This is a genomic window from Kitasatospora sp. NPDC093550 (genome assembly GCF_044764985.1).
GTDB lineage: Bacteria > Actinomycetota > Actinomycetes > Streptomycetales > Streptomycetaceae > Kitasatospora.
This window is the reverse complement of record NZ_JBIWJF010000006.1, coordinates 90106-112052: the sequence shown is the minus strand read 5'-3', so window position 1 is coordinate 112052 and position 21947 is coordinate 90106. Positions and strand designations below refer to the sequence as shown.

General features: G+C 73.8%; 29 protein-coding genes and 2 pseudogenes. 20 read left to right on the top strand and 11 right to left on the bottom strand.

Translation table 11 applies throughout. The annotated features are described in order from the left end of the window. Positions 1-18: 18 nt before the first annotated feature. Positions 19-486, bottom strand: a complete 468-nt coding sequence (locus ACIRD3_RS11365; RefSeq protein ID WP_402214256.1) for an NUDIX domain-containing protein — start codon at positions 484-486, stop codon at positions 19-21. Between ACIRD3_RS11365 and ACIRD3_RS11360 the strand changes: the two are divergent. Next, positions 454-870, top strand: a pseudogene (locus ACIRD3_RS11360) (hypothetical protein); the annotation flags it as partial. The gene ACIRD3_RS11365 and the pseudogene ACIRD3_RS11360 overlap by 33 nt on opposite strands. On the opposite strand, the gene ACIRD3_RS11355 reads toward ACIRD3_RS11360, so the two are convergent. Next, positions 813-1019: a hypothetical protein gene (locus ACIRD3_RS11355; RefSeq protein ID WP_402214254.1), complete on the bottom strand. Its 207-nt coding sequence runs from the start codon at positions 1017-1019 to the stop codon at positions 813-815. The pseudogene ACIRD3_RS11360 and the gene ACIRD3_RS11355 sit on opposite strands and share 58 nt — an antisense overlap. A gap of 120 nt (positions 1020-1139) precedes the next feature. Between ACIRD3_RS11355 and ACIRD3_RS11350 the strand changes: the two genes are divergently transcribed. The 6 genes from ACIRD3_RS11350 to ACIRD3_RS11325 all read left to right on the top strand — a co-directional run bounded on the left by ACIRD3_RS11350 (position 1140) and on the right by ACIRD3_RS11325 (position 4488). Next, positions 1140-1979 (top strand): helix-turn-helix domain-containing protein, encoded by an 840-nt coding sequence (locus ACIRD3_RS11350; RefSeq protein ID WP_402214252.1) that lies wholly within the window; start codon positions 1140-1142, stop codon positions 1977-1979. After that, positions 1964-2173, top strand: a complete 210-nt coding sequence (locus tag ACIRD3_RS11345) for a DUF397 domain-containing protein (protein WP_402214250.1) — start codon at positions 1964-1966, stop codon at positions 2171-2173. The genes ACIRD3_RS11350 and ACIRD3_RS11345 overlap by 16 nt, the downstream gene beginning before the upstream one ends. 16 nt (positions 2174-2189) lie before the next feature. Then, entirely contained in the window at positions 2190-2396 is a 207-nt protein-coding gene (locus ACIRD3_RS11340) for a DUF397 domain-containing protein (protein WP_402214248.1), read from the top strand. Positions 2397-2552: 156 nt separating this feature from the next. Beyond that, complete coding sequence (locus ACIRD3_RS11335) at positions 2553-2948, top strand: copper chaperone PCu(A)C (RefSeq protein WP_402214247.1); 396 nt, start codon at positions 2553-2555, stop codon at positions 2946-2948. A gap of 30 nt (positions 2949-2978) precedes the next feature. Beyond that, positions 2979-3356: a hypothetical protein gene (locus ACIRD3_RS11330; RefSeq protein ID WP_402214246.1), complete on the top strand. Its 378-nt coding sequence runs from the start codon at positions 2979-2981 to the stop codon at positions 3354-3356. A gap of 364 nt (positions 3357-3720) precedes the next feature. Next, on the top strand, positions 3721-4488 hold the full coding sequence (locus ACIRD3_RS11325; RefSeq protein ID WP_402214245.1) for a hypothetical protein: 768 nt from the start codon (positions 3721-3723) through the stop codon (positions 4486-4488). Positions 4489-4850: 362 nt separating this feature from the next. Here ACIRD3_RS11325 and ACIRD3_RS11320 read toward each other — a convergent pair whose 3' ends face one another. Continuing rightward, complete coding sequence (locus ACIRD3_RS11320; protein WP_402214244.1) at positions 4851-5339, bottom strand: MarR family winged helix-turn-helix transcriptional regulator; 489 nt, start codon at positions 5337-5339, stop codon at positions 4851-4853. A gap of 92 nt (positions 5340-5431) precedes the next feature. Here ACIRD3_RS11320 and ACIRD3_RS11315 point away from each other — a divergent pair, with 92 nt between their 5' ends. Further along, positions 5432-6019: an NADPH-dependent FMN reductase gene (locus tag ACIRD3_RS11315; RefSeq protein ID WP_402214243.1), complete on the top strand. Its 588-nt coding sequence runs from the start codon at positions 5432-5434 to the stop codon at positions 6017-6019. A gap of 352 nt (positions 6020-6371) precedes the next feature. Next, positions 6372-7640: an ankyrin repeat domain-containing protein gene (locus ACIRD3_RS11310; RefSeq protein ID WP_402214242.1), complete on the top strand. Its 1269-nt coding sequence runs from the start codon at positions 6372-6374 to the stop codon at positions 7638-7640. Positions 7641-8406: 766 nt separating this feature from the next. Here the strand turns inward: ACIRD3_RS11310 and ACIRD3_RS11305 are convergent. The 3 genes from ACIRD3_RS11305 to ACIRD3_RS11295 form a co-directional block, all read right to left on the bottom strand. Then, entirely contained in the window at positions 8407-8832 is a 426-nt protein-coding gene (locus ACIRD3_RS11305; protein WP_402214241.1) for an SMI1/KNR4 family protein, read from the bottom strand. A gap of 276 nt (positions 8833-9108) precedes the next feature. Then, positions 9109-9651, bottom strand: a complete 543-nt coding sequence (locus tag ACIRD3_RS11300; protein ID WP_402214240.1) for an Imm63 family immunity protein — start codon at positions 9649-9651, stop codon at positions 9109-9111. A gap of 206 nt (positions 9652-9857) precedes the next feature. Further along, positions 9858-10355 (bottom strand): hypothetical protein, encoded by a 498-nt coding sequence (locus ACIRD3_RS11295; protein WP_402214239.1) that lies wholly within the window; start codon positions 10353-10355, stop codon positions 9858-9860. A 125-nt stretch (positions 10356-10480) separates the two neighbouring features. Here ACIRD3_RS11295 and ACIRD3_RS11290 point away from each other — a divergent pair, with 125 nt between their 5' ends. The 3 genes from ACIRD3_RS11290 to ACIRD3_RS11280 all read left to right on the top strand — a co-directional run bounded on the left by ACIRD3_RS11290 (position 10481) and on the right by ACIRD3_RS11280 (position 12292). Continuing rightward, positions 10481-10975 carry a winged helix-turn-helix transcriptional regulator gene (locus ACIRD3_RS11290; RefSeq protein ID WP_402214238.1) on the top strand — a complete coding sequence of 165 codons (495 nt, stop codon included), beginning with the start codon at positions 10481-10483 and terminating at the stop codon, positions 10973-10975. A 75-nt stretch (positions 10976-11050) separates the two neighbouring features. After that, the gene (locus tag ACIRD3_RS11285; RefSeq protein WP_402214237.1) at positions 11051-11653 is read left to right on the top strand and encodes a dihydrofolate reductase family protein; all 603 of its coding nucleotides are present in this window, start codon (positions 11051-11053) and stop codon (positions 11651-11653) included. A 99-nt stretch (positions 11654-11752) separates the two neighbouring features. Next, positions 11753-12292 carry a YcxB family protein gene (locus tag ACIRD3_RS11280; RefSeq protein WP_402214236.1) on the top strand — a complete coding sequence of 180 codons (540 nt, stop codon included), beginning with the start codon at positions 11753-11755 and terminating at the stop codon, positions 12290-12292. Between the two features lie 6 nt (positions 12293-12298). Here the strand turns inward: ACIRD3_RS11280 and ACIRD3_RS11275 are convergent, their stop codons facing one another. Beyond that, positions 12299-12799: a hypothetical protein gene (locus ACIRD3_RS11275; RefSeq protein WP_402214235.1), complete on the bottom strand. Its 501-nt coding sequence runs from the start codon at positions 12797-12799 to the stop codon at positions 12299-12301. A 187-nt stretch (positions 12800-12986) separates the two neighbouring features. Between ACIRD3_RS11275 and ACIRD3_RS11270 the strand changes: the two are divergent. Then, positions 12987-13237, top strand: a pseudogene (locus tag ACIRD3_RS11270) (cytochrome P450); the annotation flags it as partial. 25 nt (positions 13238-13262) lie between these two features. On the opposite strand, the gene ACIRD3_RS11265 reads toward ACIRD3_RS11270, so the two are convergent. Beyond that, a complete protein-coding gene (locus ACIRD3_RS11265) occupies positions 13263-13829 on the bottom strand; it encodes a MarR family winged helix-turn-helix transcriptional regulator (protein ID WP_402214233.1) in 567 nt (188 codons plus the stop codon). Between the two features lie 54 nt (positions 13830-13883). Between ACIRD3_RS11265 and ACIRD3_RS11260 the strand changes: the two genes are divergently transcribed. Both ACIRD3_RS11260 and ACIRD3_RS11255 read left to right on the top strand, forming a co-directional pair. After that, positions 13884-14366 carry a MarR family winged helix-turn-helix transcriptional regulator gene (locus ACIRD3_RS11260; protein WP_402214231.1) on the top strand — a complete coding sequence of 161 codons (483 nt, stop codon included), beginning with the start codon at positions 13884-13886 and terminating at the stop codon, positions 14364-14366. A 145-nt stretch (positions 14367-14511) separates the two neighbouring features. Continuing rightward, positions 14512-14877 (top strand): hypothetical protein, encoded by a 366-nt coding sequence (locus ACIRD3_RS11255; RefSeq protein WP_402214229.1) that lies wholly within the window; start codon positions 14512-14514, stop codon positions 14875-14877. 99 nt (positions 14878-14976) lie between these two features. On the opposite strand, the gene ACIRD3_RS11250 is transcribed toward ACIRD3_RS11255, so the two are convergent. Then, on the bottom strand, positions 14977-15537 hold the full coding sequence (locus tag ACIRD3_RS11250; RefSeq protein ID WP_402214228.1) for a TetR/AcrR family transcriptional regulator: 561 nt from the start codon (positions 15535-15537) through the stop codon (positions 14977-14979). Between the two features lie 113 nt (positions 15538-15650). On the opposite strand from ACIRD3_RS11250, the gene ACIRD3_RS11245 reads away from it, so the two are divergent. Further along, complete coding sequence (locus ACIRD3_RS11245; protein ID WP_402214226.1) at positions 15651-16484, top strand: patatin-like phospholipase family protein; 834 nt, start codon at positions 15651-15653, stop codon at positions 16482-16484. A 136-nt stretch (positions 16485-16620) separates the two neighbouring features. On the opposite strand, the gene ACIRD3_RS11240 is transcribed toward ACIRD3_RS11245, so the two are convergent. Beyond that, positions 16621-17523 (bottom strand): neutral zinc metallopeptidase, encoded by a 903-nt coding sequence (locus tag ACIRD3_RS11240; protein ID WP_402214224.1) that lies wholly within the window; start codon positions 17521-17523, stop codon positions 16621-16623. Positions 17524-17683: 160 nt separating this feature from the next. On the opposite strand from ACIRD3_RS11240, the gene ACIRD3_RS11235 reads away from it, so the two are divergent. The 4 genes from ACIRD3_RS11235 (at position 17684) to ACIRD3_RS11220 (ending at position 19596) form a co-directional block, all read left to right on the top strand. After that, positions 17684-18196, top strand: a complete 513-nt coding sequence (locus tag ACIRD3_RS11235; protein WP_402214222.1) for a hypothetical protein — start codon at positions 17684-17686, stop codon at positions 18194-18196. A 156-nt stretch (positions 18197-18352) separates the two neighbouring features. Further along, the gene (locus ACIRD3_RS11230; protein ID WP_402214220.1) at positions 18353-18682 is read left to right on the top strand and encodes a hypothetical protein; all 330 of its coding nucleotides are present in this window, start codon (positions 18353-18355) and stop codon (positions 18680-18682) included. 99 nt (positions 18683-18781) lie between these two features. Beyond that, positions 18782-19240 (top strand): SRPBCC domain-containing protein, encoded by a 459-nt coding sequence (locus ACIRD3_RS11225; RefSeq protein ID WP_402214218.1) that lies wholly within the window; start codon positions 18782-18784, stop codon positions 19238-19240. After that, on the top strand, positions 19237-19596 hold the full coding sequence (locus ACIRD3_RS11220) for an ArsR/SmtB family transcription factor (RefSeq protein WP_402214217.1): 360 nt from the start codon (positions 19237-19239) through the stop codon (positions 19594-19596). Before ACIRD3_RS11225 ends, ACIRD3_RS11220 begins: the two co-directional genes overlap by 4 nt. Positions 19597-19696: 100 nt before the next feature. Here the strand turns inward: ACIRD3_RS11220 and fusA are convergent, their stop codons facing one another. Next, a complete protein-coding gene (fusA, locus tag ACIRD3_RS11215) occupies positions 19697-21868 on the bottom strand; it encodes an elongation factor G (RefSeq protein ID WP_402214215.1) in 2172 nt (723 codons plus the stop codon). Between the last annotated feature and the right edge of the window lie 79 nt (positions 21869-21947).

Below are 21947 nucleotides of genomic sequence, written 5' to 3'. Positions count from 1 at the left end.
ATCACTGACGGGACAGCCTCACTCGGTGCGCTGGCCGTGCAGGAGGATCGGCAGGGTGCGGCCGGCCAGGGCCTCCAGGACACGGGCGGCCTGGGCGGGGGACATCACGTTCGGGATGTCGTGGACGGGGACGAAGCGGGCGCCGAGCAGGCCGCTCACCTTCTGCGGCGGGACGGTGAGGCGGGTCTCGTCGCGGACCGTGCCGGCGTGGAAGACCAGGTTGAGGCGCTCCAGGTAGCGGTCGGCGGGGGTGAAGTCGATCGCCGAGTAGGCGGTCATCGGCAGGTGCAGACCGGTGCTCGCGTGCAGGTGGCGGGCGGCCGCGAGGTGCGGGGGCTCGTTGGGCTTCGCGGCGCCGCCGGGCAGGAGCAGGCCGTCCATGTAGTCCGGGTCCACGAGCAGGACGTCCCCGCGCCGGTTGCGGACGAGGGCGAGACAGCCGAGCCGGCACACCGGCGGCTTCGCGAGGAGGCGGGGGTCGCGCATGGGGCGGTTCACTTTCTGAGAGCGAGGAAGAGGACGACGGCGAAGCAGGCCCACCACAGGAGGCGGACCAGCGCGTGGAGTTCAGTCGTCATGCGTGAGGCGCTCGTAGCGCAGGCCCTTGCGCAGCAGGTCGACGATCCGGAGGAGATCGAGGGGGCGGGCCGAGCCGAGGTCGATCAGGTAGTTGCCCGTGATCCGCCCGTACTCCCAATCGACCTCAAGGGAGGGCAACTTGGCACCACCGAGCGTGAGCACGGTGATCAGGTCGTCCAGGACGGCGGCCGCCTGCCGACGCTGCTCGGCGGTGGCACGGGACAGCGCCGAGGTCATCGCACCTGCTCCCCCGGGCGGGGGTGGACCTCGAAGACCTTCCAGGCGCTGTAGGCGTCGGAGAAGAAGGTGAAGGAGGCCAGCTCACCGGTGGTCTGGCGCAGCCACTCACCCGTCATCTCGTTGCGGACCCGGTAGCGCTGGACGTCGGGGTCGAAGCGGACCCCGTAACCGTGGAGGCGGGGCGCCTCGTCGTCGGACATGGGCATGGAACCCTCTGCGATCGGAGTTTCACGTTCGGTGCACATGGTGGCGCAGCGTCGCCTACGATCGGAAGCGGCATGCGAGTTGCCTACGGGCCCGCTGGAACTTGAGGGACTGCCATGAACAAGAAGACCATCGACCCGGAATCCAGCCCCTGGGCGCCGTTCGGGATCCAACTCCGTAAGTTCCGCGAGGCCAGAGGCATGTTGCTGGACGACCTGGCCCCGCTCCTGGAGTGCTCCCCCTCCCACCTCTCGTACGTCGAACTTGCGCACCGTCCCCCGAGTCGAAAGCTCGCCGAACTCGCCGACGCCGCGCTCGACACCGGCGGCACACTGCTGCTGATGTGGTATCAGCTGAAGAACGCCGCGATCCTGGAGGGCTTCCCGGAGTACGCCCGGTACGAGGGGCTTGCGGAGCAGATCAGAATCTTCGAGAACGACGTCATCGCCGGACTTCTGCAGACCCGGGCGTATGCAACCGCAATCCAGATGGGGCCCGTCAGGCAGGGCACTTCAACCCAGGAACTGGCAGAGGAACGTGTCGCATTCAGGCTTGCCCGCCAGGCGATCATGGAGCGAACTCCTCCTCCGCTCGTGCACGTGGTGCTTGACGAGAGCTGCCTGCGAAGGGTCATCGGCGGGCGAGACGTCATGGTCGAACAGCTTCTCCACCTTGAGAAGCTGGCCGAGCGACCTGAGGTGGTCATTCAGGTCGTACCGTTCTCCCTCGGCGAGAACCGGCCATTCACGCACATGGTGCACCTCCTTACCATGCCGAACCGCAAAGTTCTCGCATACGGCGAGATCGAGCAGCGCGGGTACATCGATCGCGATGCCAAGTCGGTTGCCGCGCTGACCAAGAGCTACGATCGCCTTGCGGTCGAGGCCCCAGGCCGGACCAAATCGCTGGATTTCATCCGCGCGGCAAGGAGGGACCTGGAGTGGATGTCGACCTGACCAACGCTTTCTGGCGGAAGAGTTCATATAGCGGCACAAACGGCGGCGCATGCATCGAGGTCGCCGACGGCTTCGCTGGCGTGATGCCCGTGCGCGACTCCAAGGACCCCTCCGGCCCCGCGCTCGTCTTCTCCTCCACCGCCTGGCAGTCCTTCGTCACCGCCGTCCGTACCGGCGAGTTCGACGCCATCTGAGCCGAACGGAATCACGTTGGACACCACCCTCATCACGACCTGGCGGAAGAGTTCGTACAGCGGCGGGACCGGCGGCCAGTGCATCGAGGTCGCCGACGGCTTCGACGCCATCACGCCCGTGCGCGACTCCAAGGACCCCTCCGGCCCCGCGCTCGTCTTCTCCTCCACCGCCTGGCAGTCCTTCGTCACCGCCGTCCGTACCGGCGAATTCGACGCCCGCTGACGGCACTTACACGGCCCCGCCGCCCCAATCGGGCGGCGGGGCCGTGGCGTTACCGGATCGGGTGATCTTCCGCGAGCCTCTCTTGCGTGATCGTTTCGACACGCAGTGTGCTTGCCGTGCGGGGCCGACAGCCGGTCCCCTGACGAGGAGTCACCTATGAAGACACCGGTCACCACCGACATCACGGCCCGGCGCAACTCCGCCTGGGTCCGCTGGCTGCCGAACGCCCTGCCGGCCGCGGGCTACATCACGCTGGAGAACTCCTCGGACCAGCGCTTCGACATCACCAAGATCAAGAGCCCTGACTACCAGAAGATCACGATCTACCAGACCGTCACCGACGCCGAGGGCTCGAAGATGGTCAAGCACGACAAGGTCACCCTCTCCGCCAAGCGCGGGTTCGCCTTCGTGCCGGGCGAGTACCACCTCATCTTCGAGAAGCCGACCCACCTGATCACTCCCGGCGACAACGCCCGGGTCATCTTCTTCCTGAGCGACGGCAAGGTCTTCAAGGTCCGGATGCCCGTCCGCACCTCCCCCGAGCTGTACTGACCCCGCCCACGCCACCCAGGAGAACCGGACATGACCACGTTCCACCTCGACCTCGGCGACGACCGCACCGAGGCACTCGACTCCGTCACCAAGCTCACCCTCATCAACACGGCGGTCGACCTCGACACCTACCTCGCCGGCGACTACAAGTCCCCAGTGCCGCTGTGGGGCGACGTGATCCTCACCCGCGGCGACGACCGCCACCAGGCCACCACCCAGTGGGTCGAGGACGTCGAGAACACCAGCACCCACCAGGACGTCGTCCTGATCGCCGGCGACCCCGCCGACCCGAAGTCCCGCCGCATCCGCCTCGTCGACGCCTGGGCCAGCGCCAGCTACCACCTGGACGAGGACGAGGACCCGGACGCCTTCGCCATCAGCTTCGCCGACATCGCCGTCGAGAAGTAGCCCGGCCGAACTCGACAGCCCCTGAAGGCATTTGACGGCCCCGCCACCCCGCTCCGGTGGCGGGGCCGCGGCATGACCGGGCCGGGTGGCGGAAGCGCGTCGAAGCAGTTCGACGCGCTTCGACAGAGAACGGGTGAAAGAACTGTGTCCCCCTGCGCAGAGCCTTGCTGAGCAGTCGGCCCGTCATTACCGTCCCCAGAACGCAAGCGCTTCGACGCTTCGCACCGGCGCACGGCCGGCCCGGTGCTGGAAGCAGGGCGACTGCGCACCGGACCCGCCGGCGCGCGCCACCTCGCGACGCCGGGATCCGCCACCAGAGCGGAGGGGGTCCGGAACCACCCGACGCCGTCCTCGGAGGGACACCATGAGATGGCACACCCGTAAGTCCACCAGCGGCAGATCGGCCGGGTTCGCTCGGCCGGCCCTGATCGGCGCCGTGGTCGCCGCGTCCCTGGGCCTCGCTTCCCCGGCGCAGGCCCAGGTGTTCTCCACCTGCGACCAGTGGGGCTCGTACACCCAGGGCAGCTGGACGATCTACAACGACGTCTGGGGCAAGAACGCCGGCCCGCAGTGCGAGACCGTCAACAGCATCAAGTCCTGGTACGTCGACGCCACCCACTCCGGCGGCGGGGTCAAGTCCTACCCGAACACCGGGGTCCGGCCCCAGACGCCGCTGTCGCAGCTGAACTCGGCGGGCTTCTGGTACAACACCTCGTCCGCTCCCGTCGCCGGCGGCGACTGGTGGAACTGGACGAGCGACCTGTGGTCGACCGGCAACCAGGACGAGATCATGGTCTTCACCAACTGGTCCGGGACGACGGCGGGCGGCTGGGGACGGCAGATCGCGTCCAACGTGACCATCGGCGGCATCCGGTACGCGTCGGTCTGGCAGGCCGATCCGGGCTGGAACGTCCTGCAGCTCATCCCCGCCCAGAAGACCGACACCGGCACCGTCGACGCCTCGGCGGTCTGGCGCTGGGCCGCGTCGCAGAACCTCCTGCGCAACACCACCTTCGACACCATGCAGTTCGGCATCGAGATCACCTCCACCAGCGGCGTGCAGAAGCGGTACTCGCTGAACGCCTACAGCGCCTGGTGGAGCAACACCTCCGGCGGCGGGTCGAGCATCTAGCCGCGCCCCGCCCGGGGAATCCGCCCCTCAGGCCCACGACCACGGCTTGCCACCGGGCAGGCTCCACGCCGTGGCCCGTGCCTACCCGCTGATCCCCGTACGTCGACACCACTCGCGATGGTCAACGGTGGTCGTCCCCACCTGCCGGACGAGCTCTGTCCTCAGGAGCAAGCCCGCAGGTGGGCACGGGCACAGGGTCGAGGACACGGGGCGGGGAGCGGCGGACGGCGGACGACGGACGGCGGACGACACGGGGCAAGCCGCCGTGACCCTGGCGGCAGCTCTACGGGATGCCCCTTTCAGGCCGAAGGGGCTGTCGGCCGGAACGGGGCCCGAAAGGGCTCGTCGACGTCGGGCGTGATCTAGGACGCACCGTCGCCGGGAGCCTCGCCGCCGCGCGGTTCGAGGCGGTCGAGCGTCTGCTCGCTCCAGGCCCGGATGGCTGATGCCTGTTCAGGGGCCAGCGAGTCGAGGACATGGCGGCGGATGTTGCCGCCGTGCACGCGGATGGCGCTCTGGGCGGCACGGCGCCCCTCGGCGGTCAGGCCGATCCCCGCGCGGCGACCGTCGGCTCCGTAGCGGGTGCGCTCGACGAAGCCGCGCTTCTCCATGCGCGTCAGCTGATGGGAGACGCGGCTCTTGTCCCAGCCGAGCGACTCGGAGAGCTCGCCGACCCGCAACTCGCGGTCGGCGGCCTGCCACAGCGTCACCAGCACGCTGAACTCGGCCTTCGAGATGTCGCAGTCACGCTGCAGGCCACGCTCCAGCTCCCTGGCGAGCAGGCGCTGTGCGCGCATCCAGACGTCCCAGAACTCCCACTCCCGGGGTTCCAGCGATCGAGTCTCCGTCATGTCGCCGAGAATACCGCGCCGCCACCAGGAGAGTTGTCACATCAACTCGCCCCATCTAGAGTTGACGTGACAACTCCCCGGGAAGGAAGAGCATGACGCTCCGCATCGCCCTCATCCTCGGAAGCACCCGCCCCGGACGCCGCGGCGACCAGATCGCCGCCTGGGCTCTGGCGGCCGCCCGTGCCCACGGCGGCGCCGACTACGAACTCATCGACCTCGCCGACCACCACCTCGGCAACCTCGACGAGCCCGGCAACCCGAACCTCCAGCAGTACCAGCACGGCCACACCCGCGCCTGGAGCGCACTCGTCGCCGGCTTCGACGGCTACGTGTTCCTCGTCCCCGAGTACAACCACTCCTACCCGGGAGCCCTGAAGAACGCCCTGGACTACGTCTACCGGGAGTGGAACGACAAGGCCGCCGGGATCATCAGCTACGGCGGCTGGGTCGCCGGGGCCCGAGCCGCCGAGGCCCTGCGGCTCGTCCTCGCCGAACTCCAGGTGGCCACGGTCCGGGCGCAGCCCACCATCTCCACGCACGCCTCGTTCCACACCGGTGCCTTCATCCCCCAGGAGGGCCTGGACACCGCCGTGGGCCAGATGCTCGACCAGGTGGTCGCCTGGTCCGGCGCCCTGCGCGGAGTTCGTGAGGCCAGGACGCAGACGGCCGCGGCTGCATGAGGCCCGGTTCGTGGAACGGTCACGGGCGCGGACGTGGCCGTGCGGCTCCGTCCGCGAGAGCGGACAGAGCCGGCCGTGCCCGTTGCGGCCCGAACCGGCCGACGTCGGCGGCCGAGGCCGTCCTCACCCTGGAGCCGCACCGCTGAAAAGGCTCACGGAAGCCCCGGTCGCGGAGACCGTCGCCTGCCTGGACCGCAGGGAGCGGCTGAGCCCGTCGGAGGTCATCCGCTGACACGACGGCGCGCGCCCGGGAGCGGAAAGTCGGCCCCGCCGACGTCCTGCTCCCCCGCGTCCGGGCCGTACACTGACCGGCCGCACCGCCAAGGCCGCGTCAACCGGGGGGCAGTACGGCATGACCGAGGATCCGCTCATCACGGCCGTCCGCGCCGGCGACGACGACGCCGTCCGGCTCCTGCTGGAGGACGGCGCCGACCCCGAAGCCGTCGACGCGCACGGCACGTCCGCGCTCTGCCTGGCCGTCGCGGCGTTCGACTCCAACGCCGCCGGCTACCTCGTCGAGGCCGGCGCCGACGCGCTGCGACGGCTGCCGGACGGGAGCACGCCGTTGCTGCGGGCCGTCGACAGCGGCTCGGTCGGCCTCGTCCTCGAAGTCCTCGGCGGCGACGACGAGTCCCCGCCCGACGGGCCCGCCCGCGCCGAACTCCTGGCGCGCGCCCGGCGGTGGCACGAGCGCGGGCCGGTCGCCGTGCTGCGGGAGCGCAGCGGCTGCGCGGGCCCGGTCGAGCGGACGACGGTGCGGGACCGGGAGTGGACCACCTGGTACCACGAGCTGCGGCTCGGCGGCCTGACCGTCCGCGACGGCCACACCGGGGTCCTCACCCTCCTGGAGACCCGCTTCGGACTGTGCCCGGGTGTCGGTGAGTTGGCCGGGCGGGCGGGCGCGCTGGAGGTCACCGACGCGGAGCACGCCTCCTGGTCGGAGCTCGTCCGCACCCTCGCCGCCCGGCAGGACGACCCGACGTGGCAGGACGCGGCCGCCCTGCGCGCCCACCCCGGTCCGGTGCACCGCCGCTTCGGCGCGGAGGTGCTGGCCGCCCTGCACCTCGGGGGCTACCGGCACGGCGCCCGCAGCCCCTTCGCCGCGCGCTCGCTCGCCCTCTTCCTGGACTGGGCGGGCGAGGAGCGGCACCCGCAGGTGCTGGCCGCCGTGCTGGCGGGCCTGGGCCACCACGAGGACCCGAGGATCGAGCCGCTGGCCCTCGCCCACACCGCGCACCGGGCCCCGCAGGTGCGCAGGGCGGCGTCCGGGCTGCTGGAGCGCATCGCCCCGCAGCGGCCCGGGCACTGGACGTACACCCCGGCGGGGCTGGCGGCGATGCTGCGCCTGGCCCGTGACCCGGACGCCTCCGTGCGCCGGAGCGTCGCGTGCCGGCTCGCCGAGAGCCGTGACCCGGCGCCCGGCATCGGGGACGCGCTGGCCGAACTCGTCGACGACGAGGAGCAGACCACCCGCATCTACGCGGTCTTCGGGCTGGCCGAGCGTGACGACCCGCGCTGTGTGGCGGCCGCCGGCCGGGTGGGACCGGTGGCGGACCGGGCCGCGTGGTCCTGGATCCTCGACGCACCCGACCGCTACCGGCGGCGCACCGCCGCGGGCTGACGGGCCGACTGCGGTTCGTCCGGCAGCAGCGCTCTCGCGGAGTCGGCGGCCTGGGGCCGGCGGCGGTGCCCGGGCCCGCACCCGGGAAGAGGGAGACCGCATGGCGACGGCTGCCGCTACGGTTCCTTCGTGACCTGCACCTGCCTGGACCGATGACGAAATCCTGGCGAAGATCCGCGTCTTCGCCGAGGCCAACGGCCTCCCCCGTCCTGCCCCGGCGCAGGCCGCGGACGAGTTCGAGGCCCTCACCGGGTACCCGGTGCACCCGCTGCTCCGGAGGATCTACTGCGAGGCGGCCGACGGCGGCTTCGGCCCGTACGGCGGCGGCCGCACCGATCGCCGCAGCGTCCCGTGCGGCGTCGTGTCACTCACCGACACCAAGCGGCGGTTCAGCAACGAGGCCTCCCTGATGAGCCTCTACCGCGAATGGGCTTCCCAGCCGTCCGGGGAGCAGGAGTACTACCCGCGCCACGTGCTGCCGCCGGCGACCCTCGCCGGCGTGATCTGGTGGTGCATCGACCTCAGCAGCCCGGACGGCCGCATGTGGGGCGGGGACGAGAACGCCTGCGACCGACACTGGCTGGCACCGCAGAACCTCACCCTGGCGCAGTGGCTCACCGACTGGCTCCGCGGCGATCACACCGTTCCGACGATTCCCCCCTGTTCCTGGCTGCCCCACCTGCTGACGGAACGGGCCGGCGCCCGGGCCGTCCCGCTCAGTCGTCGCAGGCGGCCGGTTTCTGTGACAGGACGCCCGGCAAGGAGTTCATCCGGGCTTCCGGGGAAGCCTTGCCGGGTACCAGACGCCGAAGTCCGGGCCCGGTCTGAGCGTGTCGTCCACGCCCAAACAGTCCTCCCAGACCTGGCCGGCGGCTGGACCGGTGATGATCAGACGCGCCGACGATCCGCATCCGCTGTGATCACCGATGATCATCGAGCCCGTGGTCAACGCGTCCCACTCGTCGTCGTCGAGGTCGCCGGCGTGCACCTCGCTCGTGTGCGGGAACGGCGTCGCGAGGTAGCCCGGCCAGGCGCTCTCCTCGCTCGGGCCGTAGCAGGAGTTGAGCGGCGGGATCCCGCCCCACCACCCGTCGCCGACCGCCATGATGAACGTTCGGTAGGACGGCGGGAGCTTCACCCCGTAGCGTTCCTCGAACAGGCGCACCTCCTTGCTGGACAGGACCGGATTCATTCCCGGCCTGGTCCGCGGCGGCCAGGGTCCGGCGCCCATCAACGCTGCACATCGAGCGGCCCACTTTCCCACCTGCTCACCCTCACTCTCCGTCTGTCCGGCCGTGAGCATAGAGCGGTATCGATCACGGGGCGTCACCGGCCTGCGGCCTCACAGGCAGAGCGGCATGCCCCGGTCGACGGGAACGCAGTCGCGCGGGTGGCCGAGGTCGCGCGATCACCCGTCCGGCCGGTGCGGCGCTGCGCGGGGCCGGGGGCGTGGCAGGCTGGGCCCCGGTCAGGGTGAGGCGTCGGGCCGGTGCCACCAGCGGCGGCGGTGCGCGGGTCGGGAGCCGGGCCCGGCGGGCGGCCCGGGGGGCGCGGGGTCGGGGACCAGTGGCGGCGGGGGCAGGGCGGGGAGGAGGTGGCGGTGCTCGTGCTCGGGCCCGAGCGTCTCGGCCAGCTCGTCCCGCCACCGCCGCGCCCATGCGGGGTCCAGGGTGTGCAGCAGGACGGCCCGGCGCTGCCACCGGGCGGCCAGGTGTCCGTCCCCGGTGTACTGCCGCTCGTTCGCCCAGGCGAGGGCGGGCAGTGCGGTGGCGTCGCGGAACGCCCAGAAGAGCAGTTCGTCGGGGTCGCGGGTGGTGTGCTCGAAGCAGAGCGCTCCCCGTTCGAGGGCGAGGTAGGCCAGCACGCCGTTCCCGACGGAGATGAACGGGTGGGCGCCGTCGTGGTTGACGAAGGTGGGCACGTCCCGGCCCTTCAGCCCGATGGCGGCGCCGAGCCGGGCGATCTCGGTCTCCAGGTGCTGCCGCATGCGGGCGGCCTCGGTCGTGGGCATGGTCCTCACCGTGTCGCGGGGGGCGGTCTCGCTGGGGCGGGGCCAGCATAGCCCAATATCGTCAGCATGACGATAAGCAGCCGAGGCGGGGCCGCACGGGCCGCCGGCCCCAGGGCCGCGCCCCGCACGGGAAGTCGGCCGGGCCGACTTCCCGTGCGGCGCCGGTGACGGCCGGACGCCGGCCGCGCCGGGGGCCGGACGCCGGGTCAGGGGGTGGCGGACCGTTCGGCGCGGCTGGCGGCGAGGCGTTCGGCGGCCAGGGCGCGGGCCCGGTCGCGGTCGCCTCCGGTGAGGCGGGCGAGGATCGCCGCCAGCGGCCTGACCTTCCCGGAGCTGCCCCAGTGGCCCTCGGGGATCTCGGTGGGGAACACCCACACCCGGCCGGGGTCGCGCGGCCAGGCGCCCTCCTCGGCGTCGAGGATCGCCTCGGTGACGTCGGCGATGACGCCGGCGCGCTTGCGCGCGTCGAACTGGCCCTCGGGGACGGACGGGACGACCCTGTAGCGCGGCACGTCCGCGCGCTCGCCCCCGACGTAGACGGCGGCGGGGCGGTGCAGGAACACCCAGGACACGGAGCGGGCGACCGGGTCGGCGGGGTCGAAGCCCTCGTGGCGGATCAGGATCCCGGTGATCCGGTCGAGCAGCGCCGCCTCCGCTTCCGGCCGCAGGGCGCCTTCGGGGATGTGGACGTCGAGCATGGGCATGGCCGTGTCCTCCTGGACTCGCTTCACCTTGCTGGATTTACTTTCTCAACTCAGATGGCGGGAGCCTAGCCGCAGCTGGGTTCGGATTGTCAACCCAGGGGGGCCGGGAGGGTTAGGATCGGGCCATGACGGAGCAGCGGAAGCGACGGATCGACTCGGCGAACTGTTCGGTGGGGCGCGCCCTGTCGGTGGTCGGCGAACGCTGGTCGCTGCTGATCGTGCGCGAGGCCCTCGACGGCGTGAGCCGCTTCGGGGAGTTCCGCACCCGCCTCGGCATCGCCAGCAACCTGCTCTCCACCCGGCTCGACGGCCTCGTCGCCGCGGGCGTGCTGCAGCGCGTGCCGTACCAGGAGCCCGGCGACCGGCAGCGCTTCGAGTACCGCCTCACCGAGAAGGGCGCGGACCTGCGGCCCACCGTGATCGCCCTGCTGGAATGGGGCGACAAGTACCTCGCCGACGAGCAGGGCCCCTCGGTCGTCGTCCGCCACCGCGGCACCGGGGACCACGACTGCGACGAACCGGTCACCCTCGTCCTGGAGTGCGCCGCCGGCCACACCCACCTGCCGCCCGGCGCCGTCTACCGCTCCCCCGGCCCGGGCGCCCGCCACCTGCCCGCCTGACCCGGCGTCAGAACCGGTGTGGGGAGGCGGGATTGTCGGACCCGGGCTCTACCGTGGCGGTGGAGGTGGTGCGGCATGGGCGGCGCGGGGCGACTGGTGGTGGCGATGCAGGTGTCGGCGGACGGCTTCGTCGACAGTGAAGTTCCGGGCGCGGACTGGCAGTTGTGGAACTGGGGGCCCGACTGGCCGTGGAGCGCCGACCTGCGGGCCTCGTTCAACGCCCTGCTGGCGGGCGCCTCGGGGATCCTGCTGAGCCGGCCGATGGCCGACGAGGGGTTCCTCGGGCACTGGGAGCGGATGGCCGATCTCCACCCCGGGGACGCGGACTGGGAGTTCAGCCGGGCCATCGGGGCGCTGCCGAAGTTCGTGGTCTCCCGCTCGGGGCACCCGCGGCAGCGGTGGCCGCGCACCGAGGTGCTCGGCGGTGGCCTGGCCGAGACGGTGGCACGGGCCAAGGAACGGGCCGGCGGGGCGCTGGTGTGCTTCGGCGGAGCGGGGCTGGTGGGCTCGCTGCTGCGCGAGGGGCTGGCCGAGGACCTGCGGCTGTTCGTCAACCCCGGCTTCGCGGGGGCGGGCCCCCGGGTGTTCGGGCCGTGGCTCGTGGAGCACGGCCACCGGGCGGGCGCGGTGGCGGCGTACGGGTGCGGGATCGTGGAGAGCCGCTGGTCACGGGGGTGACCGGCGAGTTCCCACCGGGCCGCCGTTTGCTAGGCTCCGCCGCTCCCGGCAGTGGATCAACGCTGCGGGCAGTGGACCGAGGAGAGGCAGAGGCGCACGGTGCAGCAGGAGCGGATGGAGCTGGCGTACGCGCCGACGGGCGAGGACTTCCGTGAGGCGATGGCCGCCCACGCCCGGCACACCGCCCTGGGCCGGGTCGTGCGGGTGGTCGTGTGGCTGCCGGCCGCCTTCGCCGCGCTCGGCTGCGCGGCCAAGGCCGCGACCGGCACGGCGCAGCTGTCGGACGTGCCGCTGGTGGCCCTGCTGACGGCGACGGCCCTGTTCGCGCCGCGCGCCCAGGTGCTGTCGGCGCAGCGGCGGGCGCAGCGGCGCGGAGGGCGCTACCGCGCGGTGGTGGACGGTTCCGGGGTGAGCGTCACCGACGCGCGCGGCACCCGGGTGATGCCCTGGGCGCGGGTGCCGCGCTCGCTGGAGACGGAGCACCTGTTCGTGGTGGTCAACCGCAGCGGCAACGGCCTGGTGGTGCTGCCCAAGCGTGCCGCCTCCTCCCCCGACGCGCTGCGGGCGCTGCTCGCCCGGCACACCACCCCCGCGGGCCGGGCGGCGGGCTCGGCGGGCTCGGCGGTGCACTCGGGATAGGGCTCGTCAGTGGTGCGCGGGGGCGGTCGGTGCGGGCGGCGGCCCCTCCGCGACGGCGGTGAGCAGTTCGAGCGGCAGTTCCCGGTCACCCTGGCCGACCGTCAGCCCCAGCCAGCGTGTGCCGCCGTCCAGTGGCCACACCAGCAGCTCGGTGGCGAGCTGGCTGAGCCGGTCGATCGGTTCGTACGGCTCGTACGGCTCGGACCGCGGGTTCTCGTAGTCGGCCGTCAGGTAGGACCACAGGTCGACGGTGGCCGGGCTGCCCCAGCGGGCCGTGAGCGCCTCGGTCAGGGCGTCCAGGAGTTCCTGGGCGCGGGCGTCGGCCTCGTGCAGGGCGTTGTTGTCCTCGTCGTCCCAGAAGTCGCCGCTGAGGAAGCGGCTGTCGACCCACCAGGTAGGGCCGCCCTCGCCGGAGGCGGTGGGCGCCGGCGGGTAGGGGCGGGCGAGCAGCTCGTCGATCGCCGGGAGGACGTCGGCCGCACTGGTGGCCGGCGGGGTGGTGGTCATGGGCGCCAGGCTAGGCCCTCTCTTTCGGATCTTGTCGGATCAGCGCGCGGCGGTGGGCGCCCGGCTGGGCGTGCCGGCGGATCGTCCTCGTACTGGGCCGTACTTGGACGATTCGCCGGTGCGTCCAGGCGGGATGCCCGGCGTCGTGCGCCCGGCAAGATCCGAAAGAGAGGGCCTAGGGGCGGCCGGTGACAGCGGCGCGGACTTCGACGTCACCCGCCCGGCCGAGGACCACCTGGCCTTCGGCCACGGCCCGCACTTCTGCATCGGCGCCCCGCTGGGCGCCTGGAGGGGCGGACCACGCTGCGCAGGCTCTTCGAGCGCTTCCCCGACCTCGCCCTCGCCCCGGGCACGCGGCTGCGGCCGGTCGAGTCGATGGTCTCCAACGGGCACCACGCCCTGCCGGTCCTGCTCGGCGACGGGGCGCCGCAGGCCTGACCGCGCGGCCCCACCCCGCCGCCGGTCACTCGCCGCCCGCCCGCTCGCCGCCCGTCCGCTCGCCGCCCGCCACCGCCCGGCCGAAGCCGGCGACGAAGGCGGTGAGCAGGCGGGCGAACTCGGTGCGGTCGGCGTCCGGCCAGTCGGTCATCGCGCGGGCGAACACCGCGCGGCGGAAGCGGTGGGTGCGCTCCAGCTGGCCGCGCCCGGCCGCGGTGAGGGCGAGCAGCGTGCGGCGGGCGTCGCGCGGGTCGCTGCCGCGCTCCAGCCAGCCCTCCTCCACCGTGCGCAGCACCAGGCGGCTGGCCCGGGGCTGGTCGACGCCGAGGGCGGCGGCGACGTCGGTGACGGCGCACGGGCCGTCGTGGGCCTCGACGGCGTCGAGTACGGAGAACAGCGTGGGGTCGACGGCGGGGGCGCCGTCGGCCGGGGCGATGCGGCCCAGTGAACGGCGGGTCTGGCTGCGGCGGATGGCGACCATCGCGCGTTCGACGGCGGCCAGCGCCTCCTCCTGCTCGCGCTGCCCCTCCTGCTCGCGCTGCCCCTGCTGCTCGCGCTGCCCCTGCTGCTTGCGCTGCTCCTGTTGCGACATGCATGCTAGGTTACAACCATTGTAAAAAGACATGCATCAAGGGGGCCCTTCACCATGACCACCACCGCACCCGCCACCGCCGCCGGCCTGCCGAACGTCCGCGAACAGCGCCCGTTCGGCTACTGGCTGCGGCACATCGACCGCGCCATCGAGCAGCGCATGGCCCGCCTCTTCGCCGCCGACGCGCTGAGCCGGCGCGACTGGCAGGTCCTCAACACCGTGGCCTGCGGCCCGCTGAGCGCCGCCGAGGTCGACGCGACCATGGCCGCCTTCCTCGGCCCCGAGGAGCCGACCATGCGCCCGCGCCTGGACGCCCTGGCCGCCCGCGGCTGGGCGCGCACCGGCGAGGACGGCGAGGTGGCCCTGACCGAGGACGGGCTCGCCGCGCACCGGCGCATCAGCGGCCGGGTCGCCGAGCTGCGCACCCGGATCACGGCCGGACTCACCCCCGAGGAGTTCCGCACGCTGACCTCCCTGCTCCAGCGCACGGCCGCCCACCTCGACACCCTCGACACCCCCGACACCGCGGCCGCGTAGGCGCCCGTACGGCGCCCGGGCGTGCGGGGCAAGGCGACGCGCCCCTGTCGGATGTCAGGGACCGCCGCGGGGCGGGCGTTCCTAGGCTGACGGGCACCGGTCCGGCCGATCGCCGGGCCCCGTACCAGCCAAGGGAGCACCACCCATGCGCAGGATCACCCACGCCCTGGCCGCCCTCGGCCTCGCCACCGCCGCCCTGACCGCGATGGGCACCGGCAGCGCCGGCGCCGCGGACGGCTCCTGGGCGAACTGCCCGTCGGGCGCGGTCTGCATCTACCCGCAGAACCAGAACCCGGCCGTCTCCCCCACCGACGTCTACTACAGCTACGGCGCGCACAACCTGCACAACCAGTACGGCAACCACTGGGTGCTGAACAACCAGACCGGCGGCGCGCACGCCCACCTGTGCCGCAGCTCGGGCGGCGGGAACTGCGTCTACGACATCCCGGCGCAGAACGGCGTCTACTACGACCTCGGCCCGATCAACTCGATCACCCTGGACCGCCCCTGACGCTCCGTCGGGACATGCCGGAGGTGCCCGCCGCGCGGGGGGCGGCGGGCACCTCCCTGTCGGCCCCGGCCCGCGCGCGTGGCGGGCCGGGGGGCCGGGTCAGGCCCCCAGCAGGGCGGCGAAGCGTTCCAGGGCCCGGTCGGCGCGTTCGCGGTCGCCGGTGAGGGTGAGGTCGAGCAGCAGGCCCCGCAGGACGGCCATCAGCAGGGTGGGGGTGGCGGTGTCGTCCTGCCCCTCGGTGACGTCGCGGAAGACCGCGCCCAGGGTGTCGAACCAGTCGGTGACCGCCCGGGCGCGGTCCGGGTCGTGCTCGGGGTGGGCCAGCAGGTCGGCGTGGACCTCGAAGAACAGCCGCACGAACGGGGCGCGTTCGGGCGCGCTCAGCCACGCCCAGATGCCGCGCAGCCGCTGCGCGGGGGTGCCCGTCGCCCGCGGCGGGCAGCCGGCCAGACGGGCGGCGCCGCGGCGCCGGGCCTCGGCGAGGACCGCGGCCACCAGCTCCTGCTTGCTGCCGAAGTCGTAGAGCAGCATGCGCGGGCTGGTGCCCAGGGCGGCGGCCAGCGGGCGCAGGTTCAGCGCGGCCAGCCCGTGTGCCAGCACGTGGTCGGTCGCCCGGGCCAGGGTGCGCTCGCGCCGGGCGGGGTCGGCGGGTCGTCCCACGGCGGGTTCCTCCCTCCTCCCGGGGGCCGATGAGGCCCTGTCAGGTGCCGCCGGCCCCCTGTCAGGTCCTGCGGACGGTTTATGGTACGACTGTTTCAGGAACTCGGAGGGGGATGACCGTGAAGGACACGTCGTACGGCCGTGCGCTCGTGCTCGGGCCCGGGGGCCGGCTGGGCACCGCCTGGACGGCAGGGCTGGTGCACGGGCTGCGCGAGGCCGGGGTGGACCTGGGGGCCGCGGACCTGACCGTCGGCACCTCGGCCGGCGCGATCGTGGCCGCCCTGCTGACCACCGGACAGGACCTCGGCCGGCTCGTGGACCCCGCGCGGCGCCCCCCGGCCCCCGCCCGCAGGCCCGACCCGGCCGTCCAGGGCGAGGTGTTCGCCGTGCTCGGCCGCGGCCTGGACCCGGCCGAGGCCCGCCGCCTGGTCGGGCGCATCGCGCTGGCGACCGCCGACGACGGCGCCGAACGCGACCTGCTGGCCCGCCGCGAGGCCCACCTCGGCGATCCCGCCTGGCCCGCCCGGCGCCTGCTGCTCACCGCCGTCGACGCGGCGAGCGGCGAGGCCCTGGTGCTCGCCGCCGGCGACGGCGTGCCGCTGCTGCGCGCGGTGGCCGCCTCCAGCGCCTTCCCGGGCGTCGAGGCGCCCGTCACCCTGCCCGGCGGACGCCACGCCGTCGACGGCGCGCTGCGCGCCGGCACCAACGCCGACCTCGCCACCGGAGCCCGCACCCTGCTCGCCGTCGAGCCCCTCGCCCACCGCCACCCGCCCACCGACCTCACCCCCTGGCCCGCCGCCCTGTCCCTCACCCCCGACACCGCGGCCCGCGCCGTCCTCGACACCGAACGCACCGACTGGGACACCTGGCTCGCCGCCTGGCACCACGGCCTGCGCCAGGCGGCCACCGCCGCCACCGAGGCACACACCCTCTGGACGGCCCCCTGACCGCCACCGCACCCGGCCCCCCACGACCGGCGGCCGGCACCCGGCCCCCCGCACAGCCACGAACGCGCCCCTTGCCGAACGCGCCCCGGCGCCGAGGGGTCCCGCGGGAAAGGTCTTGGCCGAAAGGCCCGGTCCGCTACAGCTTCGCCGCCGAGAAGGTGTCGCACTGGGCGAGGTCGCCGCTGCGGTAGCCGGTGGTGAACCAGGCCTTGCGCTGCGCGGAGGAGCCGTGCGTCCACGCCTCCGGGTTGATCCGCCCGGTGGCCTGCTGCTGGATGCGGTCGTCGCCGACGGCCGCGGCCGCGTCCAGGCCCTGGGCGATGTCCTGGTCGGTGAGCGAGGCGATCAGCGGACGGCCGGTGGAGGGCTGCGGGGTGGTGGTGGCGTGGTGCGCCCACACCCCGGCGTAGCAGTCGGCCTGCAGTTCCAGGCGCACCGAGGCGCTGTTCGCGCCCTGGCGGTCGGCGCCGACCTTCTGCATGGTGCCGGTGAGGTTCTGGATGTGGTGGCCGTACTCGTGGGCGACGACGTAGGACTCGGCGAACGGTCCGCCCTTGGCGCCGAAGCGCGCGGAGAGCTCGTCGAAGAAGCCGAGGTCGACGTAGGCCTTCTTGTCGCCGGGGCAGTAGAACGGGCCGACCGCCGAGGTCGCCGACCCGCAGGCGGTGGAGACCTGGCTGGTGAACAGCACCGTCTCGGCGTTCCGGTACGGGACGTTGGTGCGGCGCGGCAGCTCGGTGCGCCAGAACTCCTGCAGGCTGTTGGTGACCGCCACGATCCGGCAGTCCTGGCGCTTGTTGGCGTCCGCGCCGGTCTTGCAGGCCTGCTGCGTTTCGCCGGCGGTGCGCACCCCCGAGGAGGAGCCGGAGCCGGAGCCGGAGGACAGGCCCAGCATCTGCGGGTCGACACCGAGGACGATCGCGAACAGCACCGCGATCAGGCCCACGGCCCCGCCGCCGATGGCGACCTTCCCGCCCGGGATGCCGCGCCGGTCGTCCACCTGCGAGGTGTCGAGGTCGCCCTGGTCGTCGAACTGCATGCCCTGCCTGCCCCCTTCTGTCGCGTTCCGCCCCACTGGTGACGGTCTGTACCGTCGACGGCCCCGCCCAGCCTACGGCCAGCCGGGCCCGGCGCGGGGGCGGGGGGCGGCCGTCGATTATTCGGGTGTCCCGCCGGTGGGGCCGTGCGAGCATCGGCGGATGACCGGCGACGAGGAGCTGTCCGGGGCCGACCTGGCGGGCCGGCGCCTGCTGCGGGTGAGCGCGGCCTGGCACCACGGCGCGGGCGCCGACGACGGGCCGCCGTCGCTGCTGCACCTGTGGCTCCACCTGGAGGGGCTGGGCCCGGTGCTGGTCCACACCCCCTCGACCGGCCTGTCCCTGCGGGCCGAGCGGCCGCACGGACCGTACGACATGGGGCGGCACGGCAGCGTCCGTGTCACCGGGGATCCGCCCGAGCTGCCGGTGAGCGGGTTCGTCGGCCAGCCGGTGCGCTCGGTGCGGGGGATCGGGTACGACGACGGCCGGGTCGCCTTCCCGGCCGGTCTCGCGCTGCGATTCCCCGGCGGGGGCGTACGCCTGCTCGCCCTCGTCGACGAGCTGCTCATCACCGCCGACCGGCGGCACCCGGGCCCGGCCGAGGGCGGTCTCGGCCCGGTCGAGGCCCACCTGCGCGAGGGCCCCGGCCTCGCGCCGGCCGGCCGGGGGGACTGAGGCCGGTGGCCACCCACCCGGAGCGCGACTACGCGGTCATCGCGCCGTACTCGCTGCCCGACGACGCCTGGCACCTGGAGCCGGAACACGTCCGCGGACAGCGCACCGCGGCGGTCGCGGTCGTCCCCGACGAGGACCCGGCCCGCGAGCCGGCCCGTGCGCCTCGACCCCCAGGGGCACGGGCTGGACGTCCCCTTCGAGGTGCTGCGCCGGTTCGTGGAGCGGGTCGGGTCCGAGATCCGCGCCTCCCGCGCCTGGATGCGGCTGCGCCCGGACCCGGTGGAGGCGGTCCACCGCCTGCGCCGGGACCACCCCGGCGCCGTCGGCGCCGTCGGCGACGCCGACGTCCTGGCACGGCTGCGCGAAACCGTCGCCGCGGCGGACCTGCCCGTCGTCCTGGCCGCCGCCTTCGGGCGGGGCCACGACGGCGCCGGACTCGACGGCGGGCGGGCGCTGCGGATCGCCGAGGAGGCCGCCGCCGGCTGACAGCCGCGCTCGGCCACCTCAGGCGCAACCGACCGGTTGCGCTTCGCCCGCCGGATGTGCAACCTTGGGGTTGCACATTCCGGCGAGGTGAGGTGGCCCATGATCCCCGACACGATCGAACGCACCGTCCTGATCAACGCCCCGAGGGAACGGGTCTGGTCCGTCCTGACGGAACCCGCCTTCCTCGGCCGCTGGTTCGGCAGCGGCCAGCCGGTCGAGATCGACCTGCGCCCCGGCGGCCTCGTGGTCTTCGACCACGGCGTCCACGGCACCATCCCCGCCCGCCTCCAGACCGTCGAGCCGCCGCAAGTCCTGTCCTGGCGGTGGTCCCAGGGCGCGGCCGGCCAGGAACCGGACGACGCCAACGCCACCCTGGTCGAGTTCACCCTGACCGCCGACGGCTCCACCGGCGCCACCCTGCTCACCCTGGTCGAGAGCGGCTTCGCCCGCCTCGGGCTGCCCGCCGACGAGGCCGCCGACCGGCACCGCGCCAACACCCGGAACTGGCCCGGCAAGCTCGACCGGCTGTGCGCGGACTGCGAACAGATCCCGGCATGACCGGCACCACCGGGGACGAACCGGCCCCCGAGGACGTCCTGGTGGCCCTGGCCGACCCGATCCGCCGGGACGTCCTGGCCATCCTCACCCGCGAAGGCGGCGCGACCTCGACCTCCCTGGCGGCCCGGCTTCCCGTCACCCGCCAGGCGGTGGCCAAGCACCTGGCCGTCCTCGACCGCGCCGGCCTGGTCCGCGCCCACCGGGCCGGACGCGAGGTCCGCTACGAGGCCGACCTGCGACCACTGCAGCGGACGACCCGCTGGCTGGACGCCCTCGCCACCCGCTGGGAACACCGCCTCGACGCGATCAAGGACCTGGCCGAGGACGCCGACTCCCCCGAAGAGACCGGCCCCTGACACGACAGGCCCCACAAGGCCCTCGACGGCCCTGCACACCGAGGCAGTTCACCCCCGCCGCCCGGCCCTCCCTTCTGCGAGGAGGGCCGGGCGGCCGGGGTCAGGCGGCGGCCGCCGGGGCGGGGGCGTAGCCGGCGGGGCGGGTGGTGAAGGTGCCGCGGCCCTGGGTGCGGCCGCGCAGGCGGGTGGCGTAGCCGAACAGTTCGGCCAGCGGGACCAGGGCGTTCACCTGGGCGCTCGCCGGGGCGCCCGCCGGGGCGGTGGCGCGTGCGGGGGTGGTGGCCTGGATGTGGCCGCGGCGGGCGGCGAGGTCGCCGAGGACGGTGCCGAGTGCGTCCTCGGGCACGGTGACGGTCACCTCCGCGACCGGTTCCAGCAGCCGCAGGCGTGAGGCCCGCAGTGCCTCGCGCAGCCCGAGGCGGGCGGCGGTGCGGAAGGCGAGTTCGCTGGAGTCCTTGGGGTGGGTGGCCCCGTCGGTGAGGGTGACGGCGACGCCGGTGACCGGGTGGCCGCCGAGCGGGCCCTCGGCGAGGGCTTCGCGGCAGCCGGCCTCGACGGCCTGCACGTACTCGCGCGGCACCCGGCCGCCGGTGACGGTGGAGGCGAACACGAAGTCCGGCTCCGCGCCCTCGCGTCCCGTGCCCTGCGGCAGCGGCCGGACGTCGAGGACGAGGTGGGCGAACTGGCCCGCGCCGCCGTCCTGTTTGGCGTGCCGGTACACGAAGCCGGTGACGCCCTCGACCAGTGCCTCGCGCAGCGCGACGGTCGGCGCCCCGGTGACCGCCTCGACGCCGGCTTCCCGGCGCACCTTCTCCACCGCGACCTCCAGGTGCAGCTCGCCCAGCCCGGACAGGGTGCGCTGCCCGGTCTCCGGGTCGGTGGCCAGGCGCAGCGAGGGGTCCTCCTCGGCCAGGCGGGCGAGGGCGGCGGCGAGTTTGTCGGTGTCGGCGGCGCGGCGGGCCTCGACGGCGACGGTGACGACCGGTTCGGCGCTCACGGGTGCCTCCAGGCGGATGGGGTGGTCGGGGTCGCACAGGGTGGTGCCGACGCGGGCGGTCTTGGGGCCGATGACGGCGACGATGTCGCCGGCGCGGGCGTGGTCGGTCTCGGTGTGGCGGTCGGCCATCACGCGCAGGATGCGGGCGACGCGTTCGGTGCGGCCGGTGGTGGTGTCGAGCACGGTTGCTCCCTTGTGCAGGGTGCCGGCGTACAGGCGCAGGTAGGTGAGGCGGCCGGTGGGGGCCGCGACGACCTTGAACGCCAGGGCGGTCAGGGGCTGTTCGGGGTCGGCGGTGCGGAGCTGTCCGGTACCGCCGGCTGCGGGATCGGCGCCGGCGCCCGTGCTGGGGGCGGGGTCGGCGGACCGTACGGGTGGGACGTCGAGCGGGGAGGGCAGGTAGGCGACGGCGGCGTCCAGGAGGGGTTCGATGCCGCGGTTGCGGTAGGCGGATCCGCACAGCACGACCACGGCTTCGCCGGTGCGGGTGAGTTCGCGCAGGGCGGTGGCGAGGGTGGCGGCGGTGACGGTGCCGTGGGTGCAGAACTCCTCCAGGGCTTCGGGGTTCAGTTCGGCGACGGCCTCCTCCAGGGCGCGGCGGCGCGTGGCCGCCTCGTCGGCGAGGTGGGCGGGCACCGGGCCCTCGGCGGCCGCGGTGCCGTCCCCGTCCCAGGTGAGGGCGCGCAGGCGCAGCAGGTCGACGACGCCGGTGAACGACTCCTCGGTGCCGATGGGGAGTTGGACGGCCAGGGGGCGCGGGTGCAGGCGTTCGCGGATGGAGGCGACGGCGGTGTCCAGGTCGGCGCCGGCGCGGTCGAGCTTGTTGACGAAGGCGATGCGCGGCACGCCGTGGCGTTCGGCCTGGCGCCACACCGACTCGGACTGCGGTTCGACGCCGGCGACCGCGTCGAACACCGCCACGGCGCCGTCCAGGACGCGCAGCGAGCGTTCGACCTCGTCGGCGAAGTCGACGTGGCCGGGGGTGTCGATGAGGTTGATCCGGTGCCCGGCCCAGGCGCAGCTGACGGCGGCGGCGAAGATGGTGATGCCGCGGTCGCGTTCCTGGGGGTCGAAGTCGGTGACGGTGGTGCCGTCGTGGACTTCGCCGCGCTTGTGGGTGGTGCCGGTGAGGTAGAGGATCCGTTCGGTGACGGTGGTCTTGCCGGCGTCGACGTGGGCGAGGATGCCGAGGTTGCGGACGGCGGCGATGGCGGCGTGGGTGGTGCTGGTCGCGGCGGCGGTGGTGCTGGTGACGGTGGTGGTGTCGGTGCGCATGGCCCGGGTGCCTTTCGAGGCGGTGTCCTACGGGTGGGCGCGCGATTGGGCCGGTGCCGAGGTCTTCTGACGGAGCGTC